The organism is Verrucomicrobiota bacterium, from assembly GCA_037139415.1.
In the GTDB taxonomy this organism is placed as follows: Bacteria; Verrucomicrobiota; Verrucomicrobiia; order Limisphaerales; family Fontisphaeraceae; genus JBAXGN01.
This window is the reverse complement of the sequence record JBAXGN010000142.1, coordinates 1-21,726: the sequence shown is the minus strand read 5'-3', so window position 1 is coordinate 21,726 and position 21,726 is coordinate 1. Positions and strand designations below refer to the sequence as shown.

Below are 21,726 nucleotides of genomic sequence, written 5' to 3'. Positions count from 1 at the left end.
AACAGAAATTGACAGAGCACGGCGAAAAAGGCAACTTTTATTTACGGATAAGCACTTAGTCCTAAATCGATCGCAAAGGGTGTTGCTGCTACTTGGTTTGATCATTCTGTCGGCAGCCGCGTTTGGTGTCATCCTGAAACAGGTGATCTCGGATCAGAATCCGGGCGTCATCCAGCAAACGTCTGGCAACCAAGGAACCGCCTTCGGCCCGGTGATCGAGCGCGTGGTGCAAAACGAGGAAGCTATTGATTTCGATTCTGGCAAACAGTTGCAGACGCCCGAATTCAAACTCAAGAAAGCCAACGACGGGATGTTTGCCGGTATGCCTGAAGGCGTTGCCATTCTCGTCGCTTGGATGGAACAGCAGGGCATGGACGCCCGGTTCGATGCTTCGTCGCTGACGGCATTCGGCATGAAGGTGAAGGCGTTGACCAACACGGACTCGGACAGGATGAGTCCGGCACAATGGGCGGAAGCCGTCCGCTCCATTGATTCCATGGCCCGGCCACACGTGCTTCTGGAACCGGGCACGAACCAGCCCGCTACCTACGCTTTTCAGACCCGCGAAGGCGGTAAGGGTATCCTGCAAGTCATCGCCTTCACTGACAACGGCGTGAAGCTGCGCTACAAGCTGGTGCAGGGCGGCGCGACGAAGGCCGTAACCGTCGCCAAGCCCGCCGCGCCACTGGTGTTCGGCCCGGTGACGAATGGTCTGCAAGCCGCCGCCGAAGTGACACCGGATGATCCGTTCCAAGTTCATTTTCACATCCGCAATGTTTCGAAAGATACATTCACCATAGCCAGCCTCAATTATCGGCAGGACGATGAATGCATCCTGACGGACGAGCAGGGCAAACCCGTGGAAGTGGAGCGCGGTTTTGACCTGTCCTATACCTTCACGAAGCGTGAAATGCTGGTGCCTGGCAAAACCGTGGTTCTTGCCAGCGGCGGGCTGAGTTTCCTGCCGGGTAAAGCGCGCTGGTATGGTCCGACGTTTCATGCCAAGGCCAAGCCGGGCCGATACACCTTGCGCTTCCGGGTCTCCCTCGACGGAAACGAGCCGCTGGATTGGAAAGGCACCTTGGAGACCGCTCCCGTCACCATTGAGGTGAAAGAACCCGGCGTGGCGCTGCAAAACTATCTGGAGCGAACGCTGGCCGACTTGCAGGAAACAAAAATCAAACAGGCGGCGCTGCCATCAAAGCCCGGCCTGACCGACGAGGAGCGAAAGGCCGAGGCGAAAGAACTCGAATCGCAACTGAAGGCCGACGAGGAAGAAGCCGCGCGACTCCGTGAACTCGTCCAGAAAAGTGCGACAAACGCCGCCGCCGTCAAGCCCGCGCCCGCCGCCGTCTTCGGCCTGCAAGCCGAGCGCATGATTGCCGCAACGGACGCCAATTCCGATGGCGTCGTCGCGTTCCGGTTCGAGAACAACTTCCCGTTCCAACCGCCGGTGGCGGTGACCGGTCATTTCAAAGACCCGGCGAAGATTGGATTCACGCCAGAGTTGCGGCGGTGGATGCAAGACGAGAACGTGGACCTGCTGTTCTATTTCGACAAGAAAGCCTACTATGTGCTTTCTTTAAACATGCGGACGGGCTGGGCCGGCCAGCCGAAGGAATGGGACACGATTCTTCCCGACTGCGCCGTTCCGCAGTTGACGAAGATGGAGAAGCTGAATTCCGAGCCCACCGGTCCGAGCATCATGGGCGAATGCGGCTATCGTGACGGCTTGGGCGGCGTTCAAGTTTTTCGCACGCGGAATGGCCTCGTCGGCTTCTATCAGCTTCGCGGACTGGCCGACGCCGACGGTCGCGGCGTGAACATTCGCTACAAGCTGGTGCAAGCCAGTGCTCCGAAATCTGCCAGCGCACCCACGGTGCCGGTCGGTGCGAAAATCTCGGTCACGAAGGAGCAGGTCGCGCATATCGAGGCGCTGCTGAAAAAGGGGCCGGTCACGACCGACTATCCTGCCGCGCTGTTCGAGCATGATGAGACGTCGGGCAGCAGCTACCGCCAGCGTGCCGACGTGGCATCCATTGCCATCCTTCCTGCGGAGAAATCGGCGACCGAGTCCATTCCTCTAGGACAGGTGCTCCATCAATTTGGCGGCACGGCATTCTACGTTCAATGGGACGATGTGGGCGCGAGCATACTTGATTACTACGGGCCTTACATTTTCCCGTGCGAAGTCGCGACGGCACTCGGGCTTTCGCTCACGACCGGAAGATCGGCAAAGCCAGAAGAAACGCCGAAGCCCCCCGTCATCGCCGACCCGCTGCCCGCCATTGAGATGAAAGTCGCGCAGCAGCGGTTGGAAAAAGTGCTGACGGAAATTCAGGAAGCGCGGAGGCAATACGAACTGGGACCGACAGAGAGCGGGCTGACGCAAGAACAAGAAAAGGCGTGGCGCGACAAGGCGGAGGGGAAACTCAAGTATCTCGAAAACGAAGCCACGCGCCTTCGCGAGCAAATCGCGGCGCGCGCCTCGAACGCGAAGTCCGCCGCCAGCGCCGACGCACTGCCCGCCATCGAACTGAACGTCGCGCAGCAGCGGTTGGAGAAGGTCCTCGGCGAACTGTTGGAGACACAGGCCGCCCTCGACAACGAGGGGAAGAAATACAGGCCGACCCAGCCTGTGATGGTGGAACTCGAATCGAAACGCCAGTCGCTTGAGCAGGAGGCCGCACAACTGCGTGCGCGTATCCAGCCAGGAACACCCAAGCCATGATCCTTTTCCGCAAATCAAAACAACCAACCCACAGGAGAATAAAATGAATAGACTACTCATTATCCTCACCGCACTCGTCCTCACCTGCGGCTGCGCGCATATGGGTGCCGTGCGTGACAAGGGCACATTCACGGTTTACGGCGCAGATGCCCTCTCGACGACCGCCCCGAACGAGGTCCTCGGCCGAGCCGCATGGGAAACACATGATGCGCTGGTGCACTGGTCCAAGGATAGCAATGGCAAGAATTACGATCCGAGTTATGGAGGCGGTGGCCAGTCATGGAGCGTGGGTAAAGCGGGCGATCCCGGCCCGGCCAAGGAGGTCGTGCTGTCTCGCAGCAAGTCGGAGTTCAAGGACGCCGACGGCCACCGCATCACCATCGAAGCCATCAGGATGAAAGGCGCGCAGACCATCGTCTTCTTCTCCCACGAGGGAAGCTCGCCGGAAATCGCACTGAATGCCTACATCGCCTCGCTGCAAAAGCAAGGCGTGAAAAAGCGGGATGCGAACTAGATACCGCAACCAAACTCATCCAGCCGGGCACACCCAAGCCGTAATCCTCTTCCGCAAATCCAAACAACAGAAAGACCGGTTGCCATGAAGAAAACTCACATCATCATGCTATGCTCGATGGCGTTGTTATGCGTTTGCAGTTGCAAGACTCCGCCGCCGCCCAACTCGTATGAATTCAACGCGCAGGTTCTCGCCATGCCTTCGTGCCATGCGACGATGGTGGAACCCTGCGCTTGCTACGCCATGTTCAAAGACGACTTCGGTCGCACTTTCTACCTCGGCAGTCCCGGCGCATCGGAGGATGTGGAAAATTTCATACATAGCCTCAAAGAAGGGGAAGCCTGCTACCTGCCGACTGCGTTCATGGAATTTCTCGATAAACAAGAGAAGGCCAGCCCGAACGCGGCTGCCACGAACGCGCCCGCAACTAAACTCATCCAGCCGAGCACATCTAAACTGTGATCGCTTTCAGCAAAACCAAAACCATAGGAGAAAATATGAAGCCAATTTCCTGCTCTCTTATCATCGCCGCGCTGCTTGGCGGCAGCGCCCTCAGTGGCGATGCTCAAGTCGTGCGCACCGATCTCAAGGGCGAAGGTTTCGTTGCGGACTTCTACTGCAAGGCCGGGCCCGTGACGAAGCCGGGGCTCCTGTTCCTGGGCGGTTCCGAGGGTGGCCGTCCGGATCTGCATCTCCCACAATTCTTGGCGGAGCACGGCTATCCGGTGTTGGCGGTTGCTTATTTCAAGGAGCAAGGTTTGCCGGAGACGCTCCAACTCGTGCCGCTGGAATATTTCGACAAGGCCTTGGCGTGGATGGCAGGCAGCGACCGCATTCCTCACGACGGGATCGCGGTCTTCGGCTGTTCGAAAGGCGCCGAACTCGCCTTGTTGCTGGCGTCGCGCAAGCCGGAGATCAAGGGCGTCATCGCGCTCGCGCCCAGCTCCGTGGTCTGGGACGGCATGCCGAAGCAATGGTGGCCGCCGGATCCGAAATCAAGCTGGAGCAGCGGCGGCAAACCGTTGCCTATTGTGCCGTATGACTACAGAGCGGGTTTTGCCGCCGGTGATCCGCGCGCGATTTACAAGTTCTACGCGCAGTCGCTCAAGCAGACGGATGCGGTGGGGAAAGCCGCGATTTTGGTGGAGAAGATCAACGGCCCCATCCTGCTCGCATCCGGTCATGACGATCTTCTTTGGCCTTCCGAGGAAATGAGCGATGTGATCTGCGCCAGACTAAAGGCGAAAACTTTCACGCACCACTATGAGCATCTCAAGTATGCCGACGCCGGCCACACGCTGAACGAGTATTACATGTTGGGCGGCACGCGCGAGGGCAACCAAGATGCTGGCCTTCCTCGACAAACTTTCCGGGAAACTCGCGCAGCACGCCGCTGCGCCGGCGGCTCCTGCCGCCACAAATGCGCCCGCAACCAAACTCATCCAGCCGGGCACACCCAAGCTGTGATCTATTTCCGCAAATTCACAATGACCGAAAGATAATATGAAAAGTAAGCTGTTAATCGTGATCGTGGCCTTGGCGAGTTTCGGGCTCGGCGCAATCGGCATGGCCTGCTGGTGCTGGTATGCCTATACGCGGTGGATGATTCCACCCAAGGAGGTCGAGATGGCGAGCTGGGCGGCACGGGATACCGTCGCGTTGGCGCATCTTCGGCTGAATGAACCCGAAAAAGCCATTCGCGCGTTGGAAAACGGAATCGACGAGGTGGTCTCCTCACTGTCGCTGTGGGATGAAGAATCACCGCCCAAGGAAACGACGCGCACGGCCCGCGACCGGTGGCTGCTGTCGGTGAAGGTTTACCACGAGAGTTATCCGGCCAGCGGCGAGGGCGCGGAGCGGGTCAACCGGCTGCTCTCCCAAGTCCCAGGCCGGAGTTCCGCCAGCACCTGCAAGAACTCCATTTGTCGGCTGGATGATTTGCATCGCGCCGCGGTGAAGTCCGGCACGAACTCGGCCGCCGATGACACGCTCGCGCCTGTTTTTCGTGGAGCGTCCTTTGTTTTGCCGTTGCGTCAAGCCCCCGCGCCCGCCGCCTCGAACGCGCCCGCAACAAAACTCATCCAGCCGGGCACACCCAAGCCGCCAACCTCAAAATGAGACGAAAAGCGCATTCGTTATGAATCATGCTAAACCCCTTATTGCCCTCGGTCTGATTGCGTTTTGCATCCCCGTCCAAGCAGCGCAATCGGCCCGCGCCTTGTTGGACAAAGCTCGCGAGCGTGCCATATCTGTCCCGGCGTTCCGTCGAGTGGATACGACCGAACAATCCGCCACCGCCATTGTGGGCCAGAACCGTGTGCCACAAACACCGCAAACCAATGTTGTCACCATTGAAGTGGATCTGACCAAGACCCTGGCTCGTCAAACCACGACATTCGGCGGCCAGCAACTGATAATGTTGAAGCAGGGGGAGAAGGCGGCCATGAAAATGGGCGATGCTTCCTGGCAAGTTCCCGCCGGAGTCTTTGCCAATCTGGCCAAAGACTTGGGTAATCTGTTCGTCTGCGAAAAGGAAACTCCCGAGACCAAGGAAAACGCCCCGGTCTGGATTGTAACGGGCGCGGAAGTCCTCGATGGCGATGAGGCGATTGTCATCGAAACTCAAGGGAACACCGCCGTGCGTCTGGCCCAGGAACGGATGACCGAGGCAATTGCCAAAGCGTTTTCGGGCAATCCATCTGCCCGGCCAACGGTCAAGGTTCTGGAGTATTCTGCAAAGCACTGGATCCGCAAATCCGATTCGTGCCGATTGCTGGCGATCCAAGAAAGCAAGAGAATCACGTCGGTTTCCATTCCCGGAGGCACGCGGAAGGTCATTGAACAATCCAGCAAGGCGACAAGCCGCTATAGCTATGACCATGTGACCATTGAAATACCCAAGGCCGCTCAAGAAATACTTTCACAATGAAATCGCCTTTATCCGTGATGCCGCGCGCCCACCATCCGCCCTTGCAGCGCACTTCGCTCGAACCGGTGTGCGACGCGGTGGTGGTTGATTGTCGCATTTCTCATCTCCTTCTTTCCGGCCGGCCTCGCGGACGCGATCACTCGCGCATAAGGAAGGCGATGAGATGCAAACATTCTCCAGCTCCAGTGTCATAATTGGTAACCTTTCCTCTCCCACACGTCAGGTACCCGTGATATGATATGCCCGGGTTCCGATGAACACTGACACAACACCACTGACGCCGTCGTCTCCAGCTCGGCCGGAGGCCGCCGGCGAGATTTTTCGCACCACGCGGTGGACACAGGTCAGCCGGGCGAAGGCCGACTCGCCCGAAGGTCACCGCGCGTTGGCGGAATTGTGCGCGGCCTACTACGACCCCGTGGCCGCCTTTCTCCGCTGCGAATTGCGCGACGTGGATGCCGCGCGCGACCTGACCCATGATTTTTTCGCCTCCATGCTGGCGGGCAGAACCATCGCCCATGCTGGGCAGGAGCACGGCCGGTTTCGTTCTTATCTGCTGGGGGCGGTAAAACACTTTCTGGCGCATCACCGCGAGGCGATGCGCCGACTCAAACGCGGTGGCGGCGTGGAAAAGGTTTCCCTACATGATACCGATACCGGTGAAGCCAGGGCGATACCGGATACCGGTACGCTGTCACCCGATGCGGCCTTCGACCGGCAGTGGGCGCTCACTGTGTTGGCGCGCACACTGGAGGCGCTCCGGCGCGAATGTGGCGCTGAAGGGCGCGCGGATTTTTTTGAGCAAATCAAACCGTGGCTCACCGGCGAGGCGGCACACGGCGACCAGACCGTGTTGGCCGCGCGTTGCGGCATGAACGCGAACGCGCTGAAAGTCGCGGTCCATCGGTTGAAACGGCGCTTCCGCCAGTTGCTGAAGGCGGAAGTTGCTGGTACGCTTGCTGATCCCGGCCTGGTCGAGGCCGAGATGCGCGCCTTGTTCGCCGCCTTGGGGAATTAATGGAAAAATCCTGGTAACCAAACCACCCTAGCGCGTCAAGACACCGGTATGAACGAGTCAACAAAGTCATTAAACTCCTGCCCCAAGTGTGGCGTGGCCCTGCCGGCCGCCATGACCGATGGTTTGTGCCCCCGTTGTCTGATGGCGGAGGCGATGGTGCCGACCCAGACGAACTCCGATTCCTCTTCGCCACAACAGACGCTCGCGCTGACCGAACTCGCCCCGCACTTCCCCCAGCTTGATATTCTCGAATGCCTGGGGCGCGGCGGCATGGGGGTAGTCTATAAGGCGCGGCAGAAAAGTCTCAACCGTCTCGTTGCGCTCAAGCTCCTCGCCCCTGAGCGTGTGGGCGACCCGCAGTTCGCCGAACGATTTACACGCGAGGCAAAGGCGCTCGCCGCGCTGAATCACCCCAATATCGTCACCATTCATGATTTCGGCCAGGCGGGCGGGTTCTACTACCTGCTGATGGAGTTTGTGGACGGCGTGAACCTGCGGCAGGCCATGAAAACCGCCCGGTTCACCCCCGAGCAGGCGCTGGCTATCGTGCCGCCGGTGTGCGAGGCGCTGCAATACGCCCACGAGCACGGCATCGTCCACCGCGACATCAAGCCGGAGAACCTGCTGCTGGACAAGACTGGGCGCGTGATGATTGCCGACTTCGGCGTCGCCAAGATCATGAGTGGCGCGGGCGTCCCGCCCGCGAGTTCAACCTGAATTCCAGGTCAAAAATACTCACTACATCAATTTTCTGAGGTCAAAAGTTTGGGGTCAATGGTCTTGAGAATGGTTTCCTGTTTTTTGGTGAGGGTGACAACGCGCGAGATTTTGAAGACGTTTTTGGGATCGCGCAGGTAGACCTTGTACATCGTACTCAGTTCCTCCAGCGCCGCTTCGGGGGAGAGCGCTAAATCTTTAAGGCGGAACTTCAGCAAGGCCAGCAAGAGATAGGCCAGATAACAGATAAAGACATGGGCGATGACGCGCTGGGCCAACCAGTGGCGAAGCGGTTGCAGTTTGATCACGCCTTTGAGGGCGCGAAAGGCTTTTTCCACGAGATCCTTGTCAAAGTAGTGATGCACCAGTTGCGCTTTGGGCAAGGGGTGGGTGGAGAAAATACAGGAGTAACCATCAAACTCCTCGGCTTGCGCCAGCACCTGGGCCTGAGTTTGCCGCGCCGGTCAAAATACTTTTCCAAGCCGCTTTTAATCGTTTTGCCGGCCTGCAACTGTTGCTGCGCCTGCACGACCTCCGCGCGCCGCCAGTCGCGCAAATCGACTTGCTGCCGGGCGTTAAAGCACAGGAACAAGGTGCCCCGTACCGGCTTGAGCGTATAGGGACGCTGGGTGACATAAAAGGTGGTTTTGTTGAGCTGGAAGTCAGGAACTACCGCGCTGCGTTTCGGCGCAGGGATCCCGTTTCCCCCGATCCTTTCCGGCATGAGAGTTTCATGCTCCACCAGGCCAAGCGGACAAAGTGGGCCATGGCTATTCCAGGTTGACCGGGGCGATGCAGAGTTTGCCGTGCGCGGCGTCGTTGCTTTCGCCCCGGTAGGAAAACCATTTACGGTGGTCAGGACCGTCGAAGACAGCGAGATGGCCGCCGAGAAAAAGTTTGCCGCGCGGGTCTTTTTTCCACGGACCGAGCGGTGAGTCGGCATACGCGACACCGGTCCAGTAGCCGAGCCAGGCGGGGAACTTCTTGTCCTTGTAGATTTCGGCATAGAAGAGGCAATACCTTGCGCCGATCTTTTCCACCCACGGGCCTTCGAGGTAATCCGGCTTGGCGGGGACGCCGATGTCGGAGTTGTCGGCGGTGAGGATGCGCTTGGGTTGGCCCACAAGCTTCATTGTGTTCAGGTCAATCTCCTGCACGTCAATGTTGCCGCGCGAGATGAAGGCGTAAGTCTTGCCGTCGGTGTCGCCGAACAGCGTCGTGTCGCAGCCGGCGCCGCGAAGCCACGTGATGTGCTCGTAGGGACCGGTGATCTTGTCGGCAACGCCGACGAACGCGTAGCCCGCCGTGCCCCACGTGCCAGCGGGGTTGTATTCGTTCTTGAGCCAGTTGTCGGCCGTGAAGATGAGATAAAACTTGCCGCCAATCTTGTGAATCTCCGGAGCCCAGAAGCGGTTTTTGTGGGGACAGCTTTCCGTCAACTCCGATGCCTTCACGAGCCAATTCTCGAATTTCCACGACTTCAAATCTTTCGATGAGTAAAGCGCGATACCGGGCGAACCTCCTTGGTTCGGCTCGTTCAGAAACTTCTCCTCGCGGTTGCGGAACGGGTGCATGGTAAAGATGAGGTAGTAAGTGTCGTCTTCGCGAATGATGCACGGATCGCGTACTTCGGAGCGTGGGGCGGTCTGGCCTTCGGTGTATTGGAACGGCAGCGGATTGGACCAGCGCACATCGGAGGCACCAGGATGGGTGGCGTTGCGGATCGCGTCGGGATCGACCTTCCACACCGCGCGGTCGTAACTGAGCAATCCGTTGGCCTCGGTTTCGACATCGATGAGCTGGCACTTGAAGTTGCCCGACGTGCCGATTCTGGAACCGTCCCTCACGTTGTCGCCGTAGAATTTGACCAGCTCGTCGGTATACCATTTTCGCGAGGCGGCATCGAGGGGGTAGAGCTGCTCGTATTTGCCGGTCGTTTGCTTGCTGGTGGCGGGGTCGTAGGTGCCAGTGGACCAGTGTTTGCCCGGCCAATCGTGACCGGGCACGGTGAGACCGAAACCGCAAGTCTCGGTGTTTAGACCAGCCTGCAGATTGTGCGCGCCCGCCCAACCGCCGTGCTGGTCGGCGATGTCGCCGCCGCCATGCCAGGGAAACCCGCTGGCCTCGGAGACAAGACGCGAGGGGTCGAGTTGCTTCACGCTAGCGGCGAAACGCCGCGTGTCGTGCTGGCCCCAGCCTTCGTTGAAGGGACACCAGATGATGATCGACGGGTGGTTGATCCGCTCGGAGATAATCTGTTGGAACTCGCTCCAGAGCTGTTCGCTGGCCTCGGGCGAGGACGGCAGGTCCGTGTAGGGATCGCCGGAGCTGCTGCTCGGCATGTCCTGCATCACGAGCACGCCGAGTTTGTCCGCCCAATAATACCAGCGCGCGGGCTCGGCCTTCACGTGTTTGCGCAGCGCGTTAAAGCCTAGCCGTTTGGCGGCCTCGAGATCGAATCGCAACGCGGCGTCGGTCGGCGCGGTGTAGATGCCGTCCGGCCAGTAGCCTTGATCGAGCGCGCCCAACAGCACGACGGGCTGGCCGTTGATAAATATGCGCTGCCGTCCTTTTTCATCCTTGACCAGCGCCACGTCGCGCACGCCAAAATAACTCGTCACCGTGTCCACCACCTGGCCGGACGCGTCCTTCAGCTCGATTTTGAGGTTATACAAAAACGGCGACACCGGCGACCACGCCTTAGGGTTGGGAATGGCGAGCGTGAGGTGGGTCGAGGTCCAGGCCAGGGTGGCCTTGTAGAATTTGACAAGGTTGTCGGTCACGTAAGGAAGCGCGAATTCGGAGCCGATCACGCCTTCGACCGAGGCAACCGGGTTGGCGCCGTCATAGGCCGTGGCCACGACCTTGAGCGGCGCGGTCGGCACGAGCCGTCCGTCCACCGTGATGGCCAGCGACCCGGCCGTCAGATCGGGAACGAGCGTGAGGTTGTCCACCGCAGATTTTGGAACCGGCTCCAGCCACACCGTCTGCCAGATGCCGGAGCTGGCCGTGTAATTGGCGCCGCCGGGTTTCAGCACTTGTTTGCCGCGCGCCTGCCAGCCTTTGTCCACGGGATTATTCACGCCGACCACGATTTCGTGGGGGCCGGCCTTGGTGAGGATATTCTTAAGATTCAAATCGAACGTGAAGCCATCGTAACCGCCAAGATGGCGGCCGATGGATTTGCCGTCGATCCACACTTCGGAAATCCAGTTGACCGCGCCGAAGTGGAGCTTGATGCGTCCGTCGAGCCACGCCGAAGGCACGTCGAAGGTGCGCCGGTACCAGAACCTCTGCTCGGACTGCAAGGCCCTCATCACCCCGGACAACGCCGACTCAACCGGATATGGCACGAGAATCTTTCCGTCGTAGGCCGCGGGCGGGCGCTCGTCGGCCTTCGCTGTGATGGCGTAATCCCAAAGGCCGTTGAGATTCTGCCAACGCTCGCGCACCATCTGTGGGCGCGGGTACTCCGGCAGCGCATTCGTCGGCGAAACGTCCTTCGCCCAGCGGGTCATTAGCGGACCGGGGGCCGGCTGCCACGGGTCTGCGGCGGAAAGGCGGCCGGTTGGGGCAAGCCCCGCCAACAACAGGACGGCGAGAAGTGTGCCGGTGGGTTTCATGAGTGAGCTTATTTGACGGCCGCAATGGCCTCGCGCATCGCCGAGGCTGCCTTGGGTGAGAGCGCGTGACCCGATGGGACGTCGTTAAAGATCTCCTTTTTTCCGGGCAAAGCGTTGTAGGCGGCATAAACGCTAGTGGGCGGACAGGTGGTGTCAATGAAGCCGACGGTCACAATGCCGGCGGCTTTGATGCGCGTGGCGAAGTTCACCGCGTCGTAGTAGCGGACAGCCTCGAGAATCTTGGAATCGGGTTTCGCCGGCGGCTTGGCGAGGAATTGGGGCCATCCGTTGACGCGGTTGGCGACCACACCGGTGTGGTCGCATCCTGCGGGTACACCCGCCGCGAAGAAGGTCACGCGCGAGTCGAGGCCAGCGGCGGCAATTGCCTGCCAGCCGCCCTGGCTGCTGCCATGGACAACGACGGTGCGGCCGTCCCACTCGGGTTGCGCGGTCAGGAAGTCAATCGCGCGCACCAGGCGCAGGAACATGCCGCGAAAATAAACCGCCTCGCGCGATTCACGCCCTTGTTGGCTGTAGTTCTTCAGTCGCCCGTTGGTGAGGTTCTGGTAGAACTCGTCGGGCTGGCCGTTGGGCAAACCATGGGCGTTCATATCCATCGCCAAAAAACCTTGTCTGGCCCAATCCGCCGAACCGCCGAGGTTGGAACTGCGCACGCCCGCGCCGTGGACCAAGAGGATAGTCGGCAGGCTCTTCGGCTTCGCACCCGTGGGCCGTGCGAGGTAGCCGCGCAGCGGCGCCCCGTCGCAATCGGCGCTGACGTCGAAGCACTCGACACCCGGCACCGGCGACTTCTCTGCCTTCAGGCTGGCGTTCAGTGGGATGGCTGCGAGTTTTTGCTTCTGCACGGTCCAGAACTCGTCAAAGTCGGCGGGGGCCGGCAGACTTGCTTTGATCTGGCGAGGGTCAATCGCCGCACCGCCAAGAGCGATGCGGACAAGCTTGTCCGGCCCGGCAAACGAAGCGCGGCACTGCAGGAAGCCTGGTTCGTCGAGCTTGCCCGTGATGGTTGCGCTGGCGCCGGTGAATTTCGCAGTGCCGCTCGTCGCGGGTGGAGCACCGTCCTTGGAGAGGGTCCAGTTCACCGCGGCGTCCTTCACAGGCTGATGGTCGAGCAACAGGGTGATGGTGAACGTGACGGTTTCGCCCTGTTTGTAAGTCGCGTCCAGCCGATCGGCGCTGAGCGAAAGGACGTAATTGGTACTGGCGGGATAAATATTGCCGTTGGGCGCGATGGCGCTGCCTTTTGAACCGACGCGCTTGCCGACCGAGTTACTGCGGATCGGGATGCCCGCCTCCTGAGGAGCCGGCGAACCCCGGGTGGAGACCGAAGGAGCCATAAGCAAAGCTATGGCGACGAAAGGTATGTGGTGTTTGCACATGCGAGCGTGGACAGTAACGCAAGGCTGCGCAGAAGGCAAGGCATGCCCGGGAGGTGGCGCGAAGCGAGGCAAGTATCACTGATTGCGTGCGCGATACTCGCTGGGTGAAACTCCGAGCTTTTCCCGGAACACCACACTGAGATAGTCGGCCCGCCGAAAGCCGGATCGCGCGGCGACGTCCTTCAATGGGAGCGAGGTGGTGCTCAATAACCGCTGGGCGGTGGCCATTCGCACGCGGAAGATTTCATCATGAATGGAACAGCCCAGCACCGCGCGAAAACGTTCCTCCAGGTAGCGCCGCGAGGTTTGAACCTGGGCCGCGAGGTCATCCACGTGAAGATCATGCACGGCCTGGCCCTGGATGATGCGGAGGGACTGGCTGACGTGCCAGTCGCTCACAACGGAAGCATCGGTGGACTGCCGGCTGGCAACCATCAGGGGTCGAACCCAACGTTCCATCGTGTGTGTTCTGCGCCCCTGGAGCAATTCATGCAGCGTCTGGGCGGCCATGTAACCGATGCCCTGAGGATCGGGCACGATGCTTGAAAGCTGGGGCCGGGCGAGGGTGCAAAGGATTTCGTCATTATCCACGCCCAGCACCGCGACTTCTTGCGGCACCGTCAAACCGATCCGCTGGCAGGCTTCCAGCACGGCACAACCATGCCGGTCATTGCACGCCAAAACGGCCACCGGTTTAGGCAGCGTTTTGAGCCAAGCCTGCAACCGCTGATCATCCTTTGTGGTGTCTTCGCAATCGAACAGATCGCAGCTTCCGGCTGCGGCAGCCACCTCGCGTGCGAACTGTTCACGCCGCCAGCGAGACCACTGAAAGCGCGGATTGCCGCTGTAAGCGAAATGCCGGAAACCTCGCTGCACAAAATAATCCACGGCCATTTTGCAAACCGCGCCGTTGTCCAGGTCCACATGGGGCACGCCCGGAGGGGAGGTGCGCCCGGAAACATTCACGAGCGGAACCCCTTTGGCCAGGAGGGAACGGGCAATGCCCGGCGTCTCAAGGCGCGCGATAATGCCGTGGCCGCGCCAGACTCGTATCCACGCCGGAACCGACTTGATCGGTCCAGTTTCCTCCAAGCGCAGCGACCACGCGGTCTGGCTCTGCACGTATTCGGCAATCCCGCGGATCAAACCGCGTCCGTACGCGCTCGACGTTTCGATTAATACCGCAATGTGTTCCGGCGATGAACTCATAAAACTCACCTATTCGCGACGCGGGACGGTTTCCCTGCGCATGCCAGAGACCAACTTTACCGAGGGTGCGCAAAATCACAAATGACCGTGCGCAAACTCCCAAGTCGCTTCACTTAGGATATGGGCATGCAAAACACTGTCAATAGCGGACGAACGGAACAACCTACGCCTCGTGAGGGCTTGGGGAATAAGTATTCAACACTTTCCCGCAGCTTCCTCATTCTGCTGACGCTTGCCAGCGGTATGGCTGCGGCTGCCGAGGAGGAGCCGAAGATACCGGGAATCATGCTCCCCGAGCTGACCAAGGTCACCCCCGAAATGGTCACCAAAATGACGGCGGCCTGCCCGAATGAGCCCCTTGCCAAACCCGAGAAACCACGCAAGATCCTGGTCTTTGGCCGTTGCGAGAACTTCACCCACCATTCCATCTCGGTGGCGGAAAAGGCTCTGACCATCCTAGGCGAGAAGACCAAGGCCTGGAGCACCGACATCAGCTATGATTACAGTGTGTTCGAGGCCGCCAAACTGGCTGCCTACGACGCCATCGTCCTCAACAATTGCCAAAATATGGTGTTCCCCGAGGGTGCCCCGCGCGAAGACCTGCTCAATTTTGTGCGCAACGGCAAGGGCATTGTCGCCTTGCATTCGGCGGTGGACAACTTTGGCTCCGACGATTTCAACGACTTGCGGAACATGATCGGCGGCTGTTCCGCCGGGCATCCCTGGGGTCACTATCTCGCCTGGCGCTTTAAAATAGAGGAACCCAAGCACTCCATCACCGCCCATCTGAATCCCGACGGATTCTCGATGAAGGACGCCATATTCCAGTTTGACACCAGGACCGGCCGCAAGAACGTTCGCGTGCTGGTGAGCATGGACATGTCCGATCCCACAACCGCCAAGGATGAAAATGGCAAGCCACGGGGATTCCGCACCGATGGCTTGAACCCGGTGGTGTGGGTCCGCCACGAGGGGAAGGGGCGGGTGTTCGTCAACTGCTTCGGCAACAACGACGAGATCTTCTGGAGTGCGTCCATGCTCAAGCTGAATCTGGCGGGCATCCAGTACGCTATCGGCGACCTGAAGGCGGACGACACCCTCCGTGCTGACGGTGGGGGCGGCTCGACCATCGGAGGACTCGCCCCTGCAAAGGAAGCAACGGCTACCGGAACAATACGCACGCCAGAGGGAACCGTGGTGCAGGTGGACGTTGGCGCACTGCTCATCCCATCCCGTCCTGACTTGCGGTGGTTTGCCCACCTGACACCTTGGTTTATCCCCGGCGGACCCCATATCGGCATCGGGGTCAACAATGACACGTCCAAACAAATGGTTTACCTAGCTCTAAAAATTAATCAATCTTGAGGTTCACATGAAGATAAAACGACGCAGTGCAATTAAGCTCGTTGGAGTAATAAGCGTGGCCACTTTACCAACTTGGCTGCGCGCAGCCTCGGAGTCGCACTTGGAGTCGCCCGATGTCAAGGTGGATGTTTTAGTGATTGGCGGTGGAACCGCAGGCACGGTTGCCGCAATTCAAGCCGCGCGCGCTGGTGCGCGAACGATGCTGGTCGAGATGGGCAGCCAACTGGGCGGTGCCACGACCACGGGTGGCGTGACGGCAGTGCAGTTGTTTCACGCGTGGGGCAGGCAAGTCATCGCTGGGATTGGTTGGGAACTGATCAGTCGCGCGGTGGAATTGGACGGGGCCAAGCTGCCAGATTTTTCACGAATTCCATCCAGTGGCGGGACTCCCGTAGGGGTGAATGGCCCGCTTTACGCGGCGGTGGCCGAAGAAGCATGTATTGGCACGGGCGTCACACTCGCTTATTATGAGTTGCCGTTGTCCGTGCGCAGCGCCGCGGGCGGCTGGGAGGTTGCGACCGTTGGCAAGGGTTTGCGGCGGACGATCCACTGCCGACAGCTTATTGATTGCACGGGCGGCGCTGACATCGTCGGCCTGATTGGTCTGCCGCGCTTGCGGGAAACCGAAATGCAACCCGGCACTTTACGCTTTGTGTTGGGAGGGTATGAAACCGCCAAGCTCGACGCGAAGGAGATCGAAAAGCGCTACCAGCAAGCCTTGCGTGATGGGATCTTAAAAGAAGGCGATTATTGCTATGCCAACCGTCCATTCATGGATTTTCTGAAAGCCGGTGGTTCAAACTTGCAGCACATCTTTGGCGCGGATAGCTCGACCTCTGCTACGATGACGCAAGCCAACATTGCCGGGCGCACTTCGATCCTTCGTTTACTGCGCTTTATTCGCACGCTGCCGGGCGGTGCCGGAGTCAAGGTGTTGAAAATGCAACCGGAAACCGCCGTGCGTGAAACCTATCGCATTATCGGTGAGGTGCTCATCACGCGGCAGGATTATGAATCCGGCCGCGTTTTCGACGATGCCGTGGGATACTCTTTTTATCCCATTGACGTCCATGATCGCGAAGGGGTGGAACCGCAACCGTTGAAGCGGGGCGTGGTGCCCACGATTCCCTTGCGGGCCCTGGTGCCCAAAGGGAGCCAAAACCTCATGGTGGCCGGCCGCAGCATCAGCAGTGATCGGGCGGCCAACTCGGCATTGCGCGTGCAGGCTTCCTGCATGGCCATGGGTCAGGCGGCGGGGGCAGCGGCGGCCCTGGCTTGCCGCAAACAGGTGTCGCCTTTGCAGGTTCCCATCGCCGAAATTCGCGCGTTGCTGAGCCAGCATGGCGCGATCCTGCAGACGTAGATAATTAACCGCATCGCGGCCATTCGACAGGCGGGGCTGCGATGGCAAAATAACCAATTTTCTATCAGTATTTGGACAAATGGACAAATGTCGCTACAAGGCAGATCATTGACAGACAGTAGAAGAGATGGGAAAACAGCGATCGTTATGCATTTAAAATATCTTCGGCAGGTGCTCATGACCGGGCTTGTTCCGGTTCTGGTTGTGTTTGGTTGTGTTATTGGCGAAGGCTCATTAGCTGGCGCACCAGTTAAGGTCATTTTTGACAGCGATATGGATAGCGACTGCGACGATGCGGGAGCGATGGCGGTTCTGCATGCATTGGCCGATAAAGGGGAAGTTGAAATTCTTGCTACCGTGACTTGTGGCCGTAATGCCTGGGCGCCGTTGACTATTTCTGCCTTAAACACGTATTACGGACGGACAAATATTCCCGTGGGCGCACCCAAATTCAACGCCCCATTGCGGGAATCAAAATATACCCGCCTGGTGGCTGACAAGTTTCCTCATGCGTTGCGCCAAAGTGAGGATGCCGAGGACGCCGTCGAACTTTACTGTCGGGTACTGGATCAGGCCGAGGATAATAGTGTGGTAATATTGACGGTCGGCTATTTAAGTAATCTGTCAGCCCTATTGAAACAGTCGGCCAAGGGCAATCGGCCCAGTGGTATGGAATTGGTGCGCCGGAAAGTTCGCCAGTGGGCCTGCATGGGTGGAAATTTTTTGGGCACCCCTGCGCGTGATGACCTGAAACTCGGGAACACCAATTTTGTGGTGGATAAAGAGGCGACTTACTACGTCATCAAGCATTGGCCTGCCCGGGTAATGTTTGTCGGTCGTGAAATCGGGTCGGTTCCAAGCGGGCTTAAGGCGGGCGCGCGTTTGGTGGAAACACCGGAGAATAATCCCGTCCGATTCGCTTATGAATTGTACTTTGGGGGCAAAGCCAAAGATCGGCATGTTGCCGATCCCACGACAGTACTCTATGCGGTGCGCGGATTGGGTGACTATTGGGATGCCCACACCACGGGCAGCATGGATCTGCAACCTGATATGACTTTTGAGTGGAAAGAGGGGGCCGCCTGTAACCAGGGCTACCTCTTGAAAAAGCGAGTCAATGGCAAACCCAATGACCAGTATATCGAACAGACCATTGAAGGTCTAATGATCCAGCCGCCACGCAAGAGCCCATAATTGGGTTGGGTGTAAAATTCGCCTTTTAGCGTCGGTTAACGCTGAGGCAGGATGGCCACCAAACCCAGCAAACATATGAAGATAACAGCGGCTATACAAACTCCCATCTCCCAAGCTCTGAGCGGAGTGGGATTTTTGAAAACCTTCAATATGAAAAACAGAACTAACCGCGTCGCGACCACTCCGGCAGGAGGGAGTACGATGGCTAAAAAAACAGTTTCCTATCAGTTCATCTATTTGCCGTTCTGGTTCTGGCGAATCCGCTTCTTCCCGCGAAGGACGCGCCGTCCGCGAGACTCGACCCACCTGTAGCCGGGAAGCCGCCGACATTAAACCTGCTGAGCGATTCCGTGGTCGATCGTTTTGCTCACACCTTCACGAGCGGTCCCTGGGGCATTGGCATTAACGGACAGACTTTCCAGCAAGAAGCGGTCGTCACACATCTGGGCTGGCAGTATGCCGCGTATTTTGGCAACGGGGGAATATTGTGCGCCGCGCGGCGAAAGCTTCCGGATGGAAACTGGAGTGTCATCCGTTTCACGGACTACCGGATCAAGGATCATAAGGACGTACACAACGTCGCCGTCATCGGGATTTGTTCCGGCGATGGTACCGTCCACCTCTCCTATGATCATCATGAGCACCCGCTGCACTATCGTCGTTCCGTTCGCGGGTTGGCCTCCCGGCCGGACACCATGGAATGGAAGGCGGAAAATTTTGGACAGACGACGGACGAATTGGAGATAGGCCGGCCCATTACGCGGGTCACGTATCCCCAATTTTTCAGTGCGCCCGGAGGCGAACTCCAGTTCCTCTATCGGCTGGGCGCGTCGGGAGACGGCGATTGGTATCTGGCGGAGTACAGCGGCGACCGGGGTGAATGGAAAGTGTTGGGCATGCTTTTCTCCAGAGCGGGAGAATATCAGGGTGATCGTTCCCGGTGCGCGTATCCGGATATGCTCCGCTACGGACCCGATTCCCGGCTGCATGTCACGTGGTGCTGGCGTGAAAATTATGAGCTGCGCTCCAATCACGATCTCTGCTACGCCTACAGCGAAGACGCTGGCCGGACATGGCGGAACAATGCCGGGGATCAGATAGCCGTGCTCGGAAGCGATCCGCTTGCCAGCCGGACGATAGCGTTGGAGACTCCTGGTATCGTCGTCGCGCCAATCCCCATGGAATGGGGATTGATGAACGTGACGACCCAGTTTGTAGATGCGAAAGGCCGGGTGCATGTGATCCGCTGGCAGAATCCGCCGGACGCTGCGCAGCCGAGCAAGGATTTGAACGCCTGGCGCTATTGTCACTATTGGCACGATTCCGCTGGAAAATGGCATCGGCAACTGCTGCCTTTTTACGGGCGCAAGCCGCAGGTGGTCGTTGGAAAAAATGGAAATATCTTCGTGATTTACTGTCAGGGCCATGACCTCAACTACCACCAAAAGGTCGCCGCGGGAGTGCTGAAAATTTCCGCCGCCTCGGAAGCGTCCGGCTGGAGCGATTGGACGACCGTTTGGGAATCGGAGCGGCAATTCGTGGGCGAGCCGCTCACTGACAACGGCCGGTGGAATAAGGCGGAAATTCTCTCCGTCTATGCGCAGGAGGCACCAGACACGCCCGGAAACCCGAGTCCCCTTCACATCGTCGATTTTCAGTCTGCGGGGAATCAGTGATGGCGTCGTACGGCAAACTATGACAATGACTGTTAACAGCTTAATTAAACACATCGCGGCCAGTGCGGCGGCAGGGGATGCGATGGCTAAAAACAACCAAATTCTTATCAGTTTCAAATTAAAAAATGAAAAAGCTTAAACAATTCTCGAAAAAAATCGATTTAACCGCTTTGCGCCGAGTCGCGGGGTGGCGGTAGCGTTCCCGAAAGCAATTTCCTACCAGTTTAACATCGTAACTACCCAGGAAAGATGCCATGAAAATATTCAGCCATACCATTGCCTTTTTGTTGCTCAGTCTGGTCCCGGTCCTTTCGGAGACCACCTCAACGGTCGCGCGTTATGCGGCTAAACCGATAACCAATGCGACCGTGCTGGTGAATCAGGTGGGCTATGATTTCCGCGCGCCGAAATCATTTGTTTTTCAAACACCGACAAATCAATCATGCACACAGGTGACGTTCCGCGTTTTGGATGCAGCGCAACAATCAGTTTTTACCGGTGCGGCGCAGCCGGCAGGTTTATTGTGGGGCGTCAATTGTTGGACGAGCGATTTCAGCGGATTACAGGCGCCGGGCCGGTTTGTGGTCGAAGTGAAAACGGAGAACGGCACTCATCAATCGTTTCCATTTCTGATCGGAGACGATGTCATGTTCCGGGAAACGGCGATGATGGCGGTGCATTGGTTCTGCCTGCAACGTTGCGGCGATCGTGTTGAGGGCTGGCACGAGGCGTGTCACCTGGATGACGCGGTGCAGACCAACAACGGTGTCCGCGTTCATCTGGATACGTCCGGTGGCTGGCATGATGCGGGCGACTGGAACAAGTACACGATGATCACCTGTCGGTCGGTTTATGCATTGAATGAGCTGGCACGAAACCGGAATACGAGCTTGTCCGATGCGGGCCGGAAAAAAGTTCGTGCCGAGGCTTTGTGGGGCGGCGAGTTTTTGCGGAAGATGTGGCAACCGGGTAAAGGAAAAGTTTATCAGGATGTGTGGTTTGGATATGACCACAGACTCCGGCCGGACCTGACGACGGATAATTTGATCGACACCAAAGATGACCGAACGTTGCGGAGTGAAAGTTACAGTGGCATGGTCGCCGCGGCGCTGGCTGCGCTGGCGAATGAAACCGGACGAACAGATTTCCGTGATGCGGCAGTTGATCTCTGGCGCGGTGCGGCGGAACATCTGGATGAAGACACGGAAGAAATCTGGAACGGCTGGGAAGGTCAGCATACGGCCGATTTGGGGCAGGATGTGAAGGGTCGCTATGTTCGTCGCGTGGCCGATTTATTGCTGGCTGATATCGAGCTGGAATGTTTGACGGGCGAATCGCGCTACGCGGAATCGGCCAGGCGGCTTGTAAACATTCTTCAGGCTGAACAGGGCCCCGACGGTTTGTGGCCGACGGATGGATATTCGCGGATGGTGCTACAGGGAGTGCCCGCCGCAGCGCTGGCGTTGTATTGCAAAAAGGCTCCGAAAACCAGGACCGAAAAAATCGCCCTGGCCGTTTTGCAGAAATGGACGGCGGGCATCAAGGAGCTTTCGAACAGCCCGTTCGGGATTGTGCCGTTTGCAAAGGGCGTATTTTTTTGTCCGCGTTTCAAGCCTGCAAATGGAGCCAAACGGAGTTATTATGTGTGGGGCCAGAACAGCCAGTATTTGTCGGATGCCTGGGCGTTGTATCAGGCGGCACAACTGTTGAATGATCCGGCAGCCCGGCGCTTGGCGGATCGGCAGATGGACTGGGTTTTGGGTCTGAACAAACTGAATCTCTGTATGATGGAAGGCTGCGGAAGTTACAATCCGCCGCAGTGGCTTCACAGTTGGGGATTGGACCACATGGCCGGAACAGTGCCCGGTGCCGTTGCCAATGGAATCACACGTCCCATGGATTATCCGCCATCAGCGGATGAGCCATGGTATGATTTAGTGCTTATCCGCAAATAAAAGTTGCCTTTTTCGCCGTGCTCTGTCAATTT

Annotated in this window: 17 protein-coding genes; 13 read left to right on the top strand and 4 right to left on the bottom strand. The window is 58.5% G+C overall.

Annotation, left to right across the window (positions count from 1 at the left end):
• The first annotated feature begins 79 nt into the window (after window positions 1-79).
• From WCO56_21245 to WCO56_21210, 8 genes are all read left to right on the top strand, one after another.
• Window positions 80-2,731 (top strand): hypothetical protein, encoded by a 2,652-nt coding sequence (locus tag WCO56_21245; GenBank protein MEI7732114.1) that lies wholly within the window; start codon window positions 80-82, stop codon window positions 2,729-2,731.
• 43 nt (window positions 2,732-2,774) lie between these two features.
• Window positions 2,775-3,245 (top strand): hypothetical protein, encoded by a 471-nt coding sequence (locus WCO56_21240; GenBank protein ID MEI7732113.1) that lies wholly within the window; start codon window positions 2,775-2,777, stop codon window positions 3,243-3,245.
• An 84-nt stretch (window positions 3,246-3,329) separates the two neighbouring features.
• Entirely contained in the window at window positions 3,330-3,707 is a 378-nt protein-coding gene (locus WCO56_21235; protein ID MEI7732112.1) for a hypothetical protein, read from the top strand.
• 35 nt (window positions 3,708-3,742) lie between these two features.
• Window positions 3,743-4,747, top strand: coding sequence for an acyl-CoA thioester hydrolase/BAAT C-terminal domain-containing protein (locus WCO56_21230; protein MEI7732111.1), 1,005 nt, complete (start codon window positions 3,743-3,745; stop codon window positions 4,745-4,747).
• Between the two features lies 1 nt (window position 4,748).
• The gene (locus WCO56_21225) at window positions 4,749-5,363 is read left to right on the top strand and encodes a hypothetical protein (GenBank protein MEI7732110.1); all 615 of its coding nucleotides are present in this window, start codon (window positions 4,749-4,751) and stop codon (window positions 5,361-5,363) included.
• A gap of 19 nt (window positions 5,364-5,382) precedes the next feature.
• On the top strand, window positions 5,383-6,174 hold the full coding sequence (locus WCO56_21220; GenBank protein MEI7732109.1) for a hypothetical protein: 792 nt from the start codon (window positions 5,383-5,385) through the stop codon (window positions 6,172-6,174).
• A gap of 253 nt (window positions 6,175-6,427) precedes the next feature.
• Window positions 6,428-7,192 (top strand): sigma-70 family RNA polymerase sigma factor, encoded by a 765-nt coding sequence (locus WCO56_21215; protein ID MEI7732108.1) that lies wholly within the window; start codon window positions 6,428-6,430, stop codon window positions 7,190-7,192.
• A gap of 48 nt (window positions 7,193-7,240) precedes the next feature.
• Window positions 7,241-7,909: a serine/threonine-protein kinase gene (locus WCO56_21210; protein MEI7732107.1), complete on the top strand. Its 669-nt coding sequence runs from the start codon at window positions 7,241-7,243 to the stop codon at window positions 7,907-7,909.
• Window positions 7,910-7,935: 26 nt separating this feature from the next.
• Here WCO56_21210 and WCO56_21205 read toward each other — a convergent pair whose 3' ends face one another.
• The 4 genes from WCO56_21205 to WCO56_21190 all read right to left on the bottom strand — a co-directional run bounded on the left by WCO56_21205 (window position 7,936) and on the right by WCO56_21190 (window position 14,141).
• Window positions 7,936-8,349, bottom strand: coding sequence for a hypothetical protein (locus tag WCO56_21205; GenBank protein ID MEI7732106.1), 414 nt, complete (start codon window positions 8,347-8,349; stop codon window positions 7,936-7,938).
• A gap of 330 nt (window positions 8,350-8,679) precedes the next feature.
• Window positions 8,680-11,532 (bottom strand): family 43 glycosylhydrolase, encoded by a 2,853-nt coding sequence (locus tag WCO56_21200; GenBank protein MEI7732105.1) that lies wholly within the window; start codon window positions 11,530-11,532, stop codon window positions 8,680-8,682.
• An 8-nt stretch (window positions 11,533-11,540) separates the two neighbouring features.
• Window positions 11,541-12,890: an acetylxylan esterase gene (locus tag WCO56_21195; GenBank protein MEI7732104.1), complete on the bottom strand. Its 1,350-nt coding sequence runs from the start codon at window positions 12,888-12,890 to the stop codon at window positions 11,541-11,543.
• A 117-nt stretch (window positions 12,891-13,007) separates the two neighbouring features.
• Entirely contained in the window at window positions 13,008-14,141 is a 1,134-nt protein-coding gene (locus WCO56_21190; GenBank protein MEI7732103.1) for a XylR family transcriptional regulator, read from the bottom strand.
• 126 nt (window positions 14,142-14,267) lie between these two features.
• On the opposite strand from WCO56_21190, the gene WCO56_21185 reads away from it, so the two are divergent.
• From WCO56_21185 to WCO56_21165, 5 genes are all read left to right on the top strand, one after another.
• Window positions 14,268-15,506 carry a ThuA domain-containing protein gene (locus WCO56_21185; protein ID MEI7732102.1) on the top strand — a complete coding sequence of 413 codons (1,239 nt, stop codon included), beginning with the start codon at window positions 14,268-14,270 and terminating at the stop codon, window positions 15,504-15,506.
• 55 nt (window positions 15,507-15,561) lie between these two features.
• On the top strand, window positions 15,562-16,869 hold the full coding sequence (locus tag WCO56_21180) for an FAD-dependent oxidoreductase (protein ID MEI7732101.1): 1,308 nt from the start codon (window positions 15,562-15,564) through the stop codon (window positions 16,867-16,869).
• An 87-nt stretch (window positions 16,870-16,956) separates the two neighbouring features.
• Complete coding sequence (locus tag WCO56_21175; protein MEI7732100.1) at window positions 16,957-18,063, top strand: nucleoside hydrolase; 1,107 nt, start codon at window positions 16,957-16,959, stop codon at window positions 18,061-18,063.
• Between the two features lie 350 nt (window positions 18,064-18,413).
• On the top strand, window positions 18,414-19,739 hold the full coding sequence (locus WCO56_21170; GenBank protein MEI7732099.1) for a BNR repeat-containing protein: 1,326 nt from the start codon (window positions 18,414-18,416) through the stop codon (window positions 19,737-19,739).
• Window positions 19,740-19,993: 254 nt separating this feature from the next.
• Window positions 19,994-21,694 carry a glycoside hydrolase family 9 protein gene (locus WCO56_21165; GenBank protein MEI7732098.1) on the top strand — a complete coding sequence of 567 codons (1,701 nt, stop codon included), beginning with the start codon at window positions 19,994-19,996 and terminating at the stop codon, window positions 21,692-21,694.
• Window positions 21,695-21,726: the final 32 nt, after the last annotated feature.

What these genes read in the sequence shown, in the direction of transcription:
- WCO56_21195 (MEI7732104.1), bottom strand. Translation starts at nt 12,890, where the DNA reads ATGGCTCCTTCGGTCTCCACCCGGGGTTCGCCGGCTCCTCAGGAGGCG.
- WCO56_21235 (MEI7732112.1), top strand. Translation starts at nt 3,330, where the DNA reads ATGAAGAAAACTCACATCATCATGCTATGCTCGATGGCGTTGTTATGC.
- WCO56_21240 (MEI7732113.1), top strand. Translation starts at nt 2,775, where the DNA reads ATGAATAGACTACTCATTATCCTCACCGCACTCGTCCTCACCTGCGGC.
- WCO56_21210 (MEI7732107.1), top strand. Translation starts at nt 7,241, where the DNA reads ATGAACGAGTCAACAAAGTCATTAAACTCCTGCCCCAAGTGTGGCGTG.
- WCO56_21215 (MEI7732108.1), top strand. Translation starts at nt 6,428, where the DNA reads ATGAACACTGACACAACACCACTGACGCCGTCGTCTCCAGCTCGGCCG.
- WCO56_21175 (MEI7732100.1), top strand. Translation starts at nt 16,957, where the DNA reads ATGTCGCTACAAGGCAGATCATTGACAGACAGTAGAAGAGATGGGAAA.
- WCO56_21225 (MEI7732110.1), top strand. Translation starts at nt 4,749, where the DNA reads ATGAAAAGTAAGCTGTTAATCGTGATCGTGGCCTTGGCGAGTTTCGGG.
- WCO56_21190 (MEI7732103.1), bottom strand. Translation starts at nt 14,141, where the DNA reads ATGAGTTCATCGCCGGAACACATTGCGGTATTAATCGAAACGTCGAGC.
- WCO56_21200 (MEI7732105.1), bottom strand. Translation starts at nt 11,532, where the DNA reads ATGAAACCCACCGGCACACTTCTCGCCGTCCTGTTGTTGGCGGGGCTT.
- WCO56_21185 (MEI7732102.1), top strand. Translation starts at nt 14,268, where the DNA reads ATGCAAAACACTGTCAATAGCGGACGAACGGAACAACCTACGCCTCGT.
- WCO56_21230 (MEI7732111.1), top strand. Translation starts at nt 3,743, where the DNA reads ATGAAGCCAATTTCCTGCTCTCTTATCATCGCCGCGCTGCTTGGCGGC.
- WCO56_21165 (MEI7732098.1), top strand. Translation starts at nt 19,994, where the DNA reads ATGAAAATATTCAGCCATACCATTGCCTTTTTGTTGCTCAGTCTGGTC.
- WCO56_21220 (MEI7732109.1), top strand. Translation starts at nt 5,383, where the DNA reads ATGAATCATGCTAAACCCCTTATTGCCCTCGGTCTGATTGCGTTTTGC.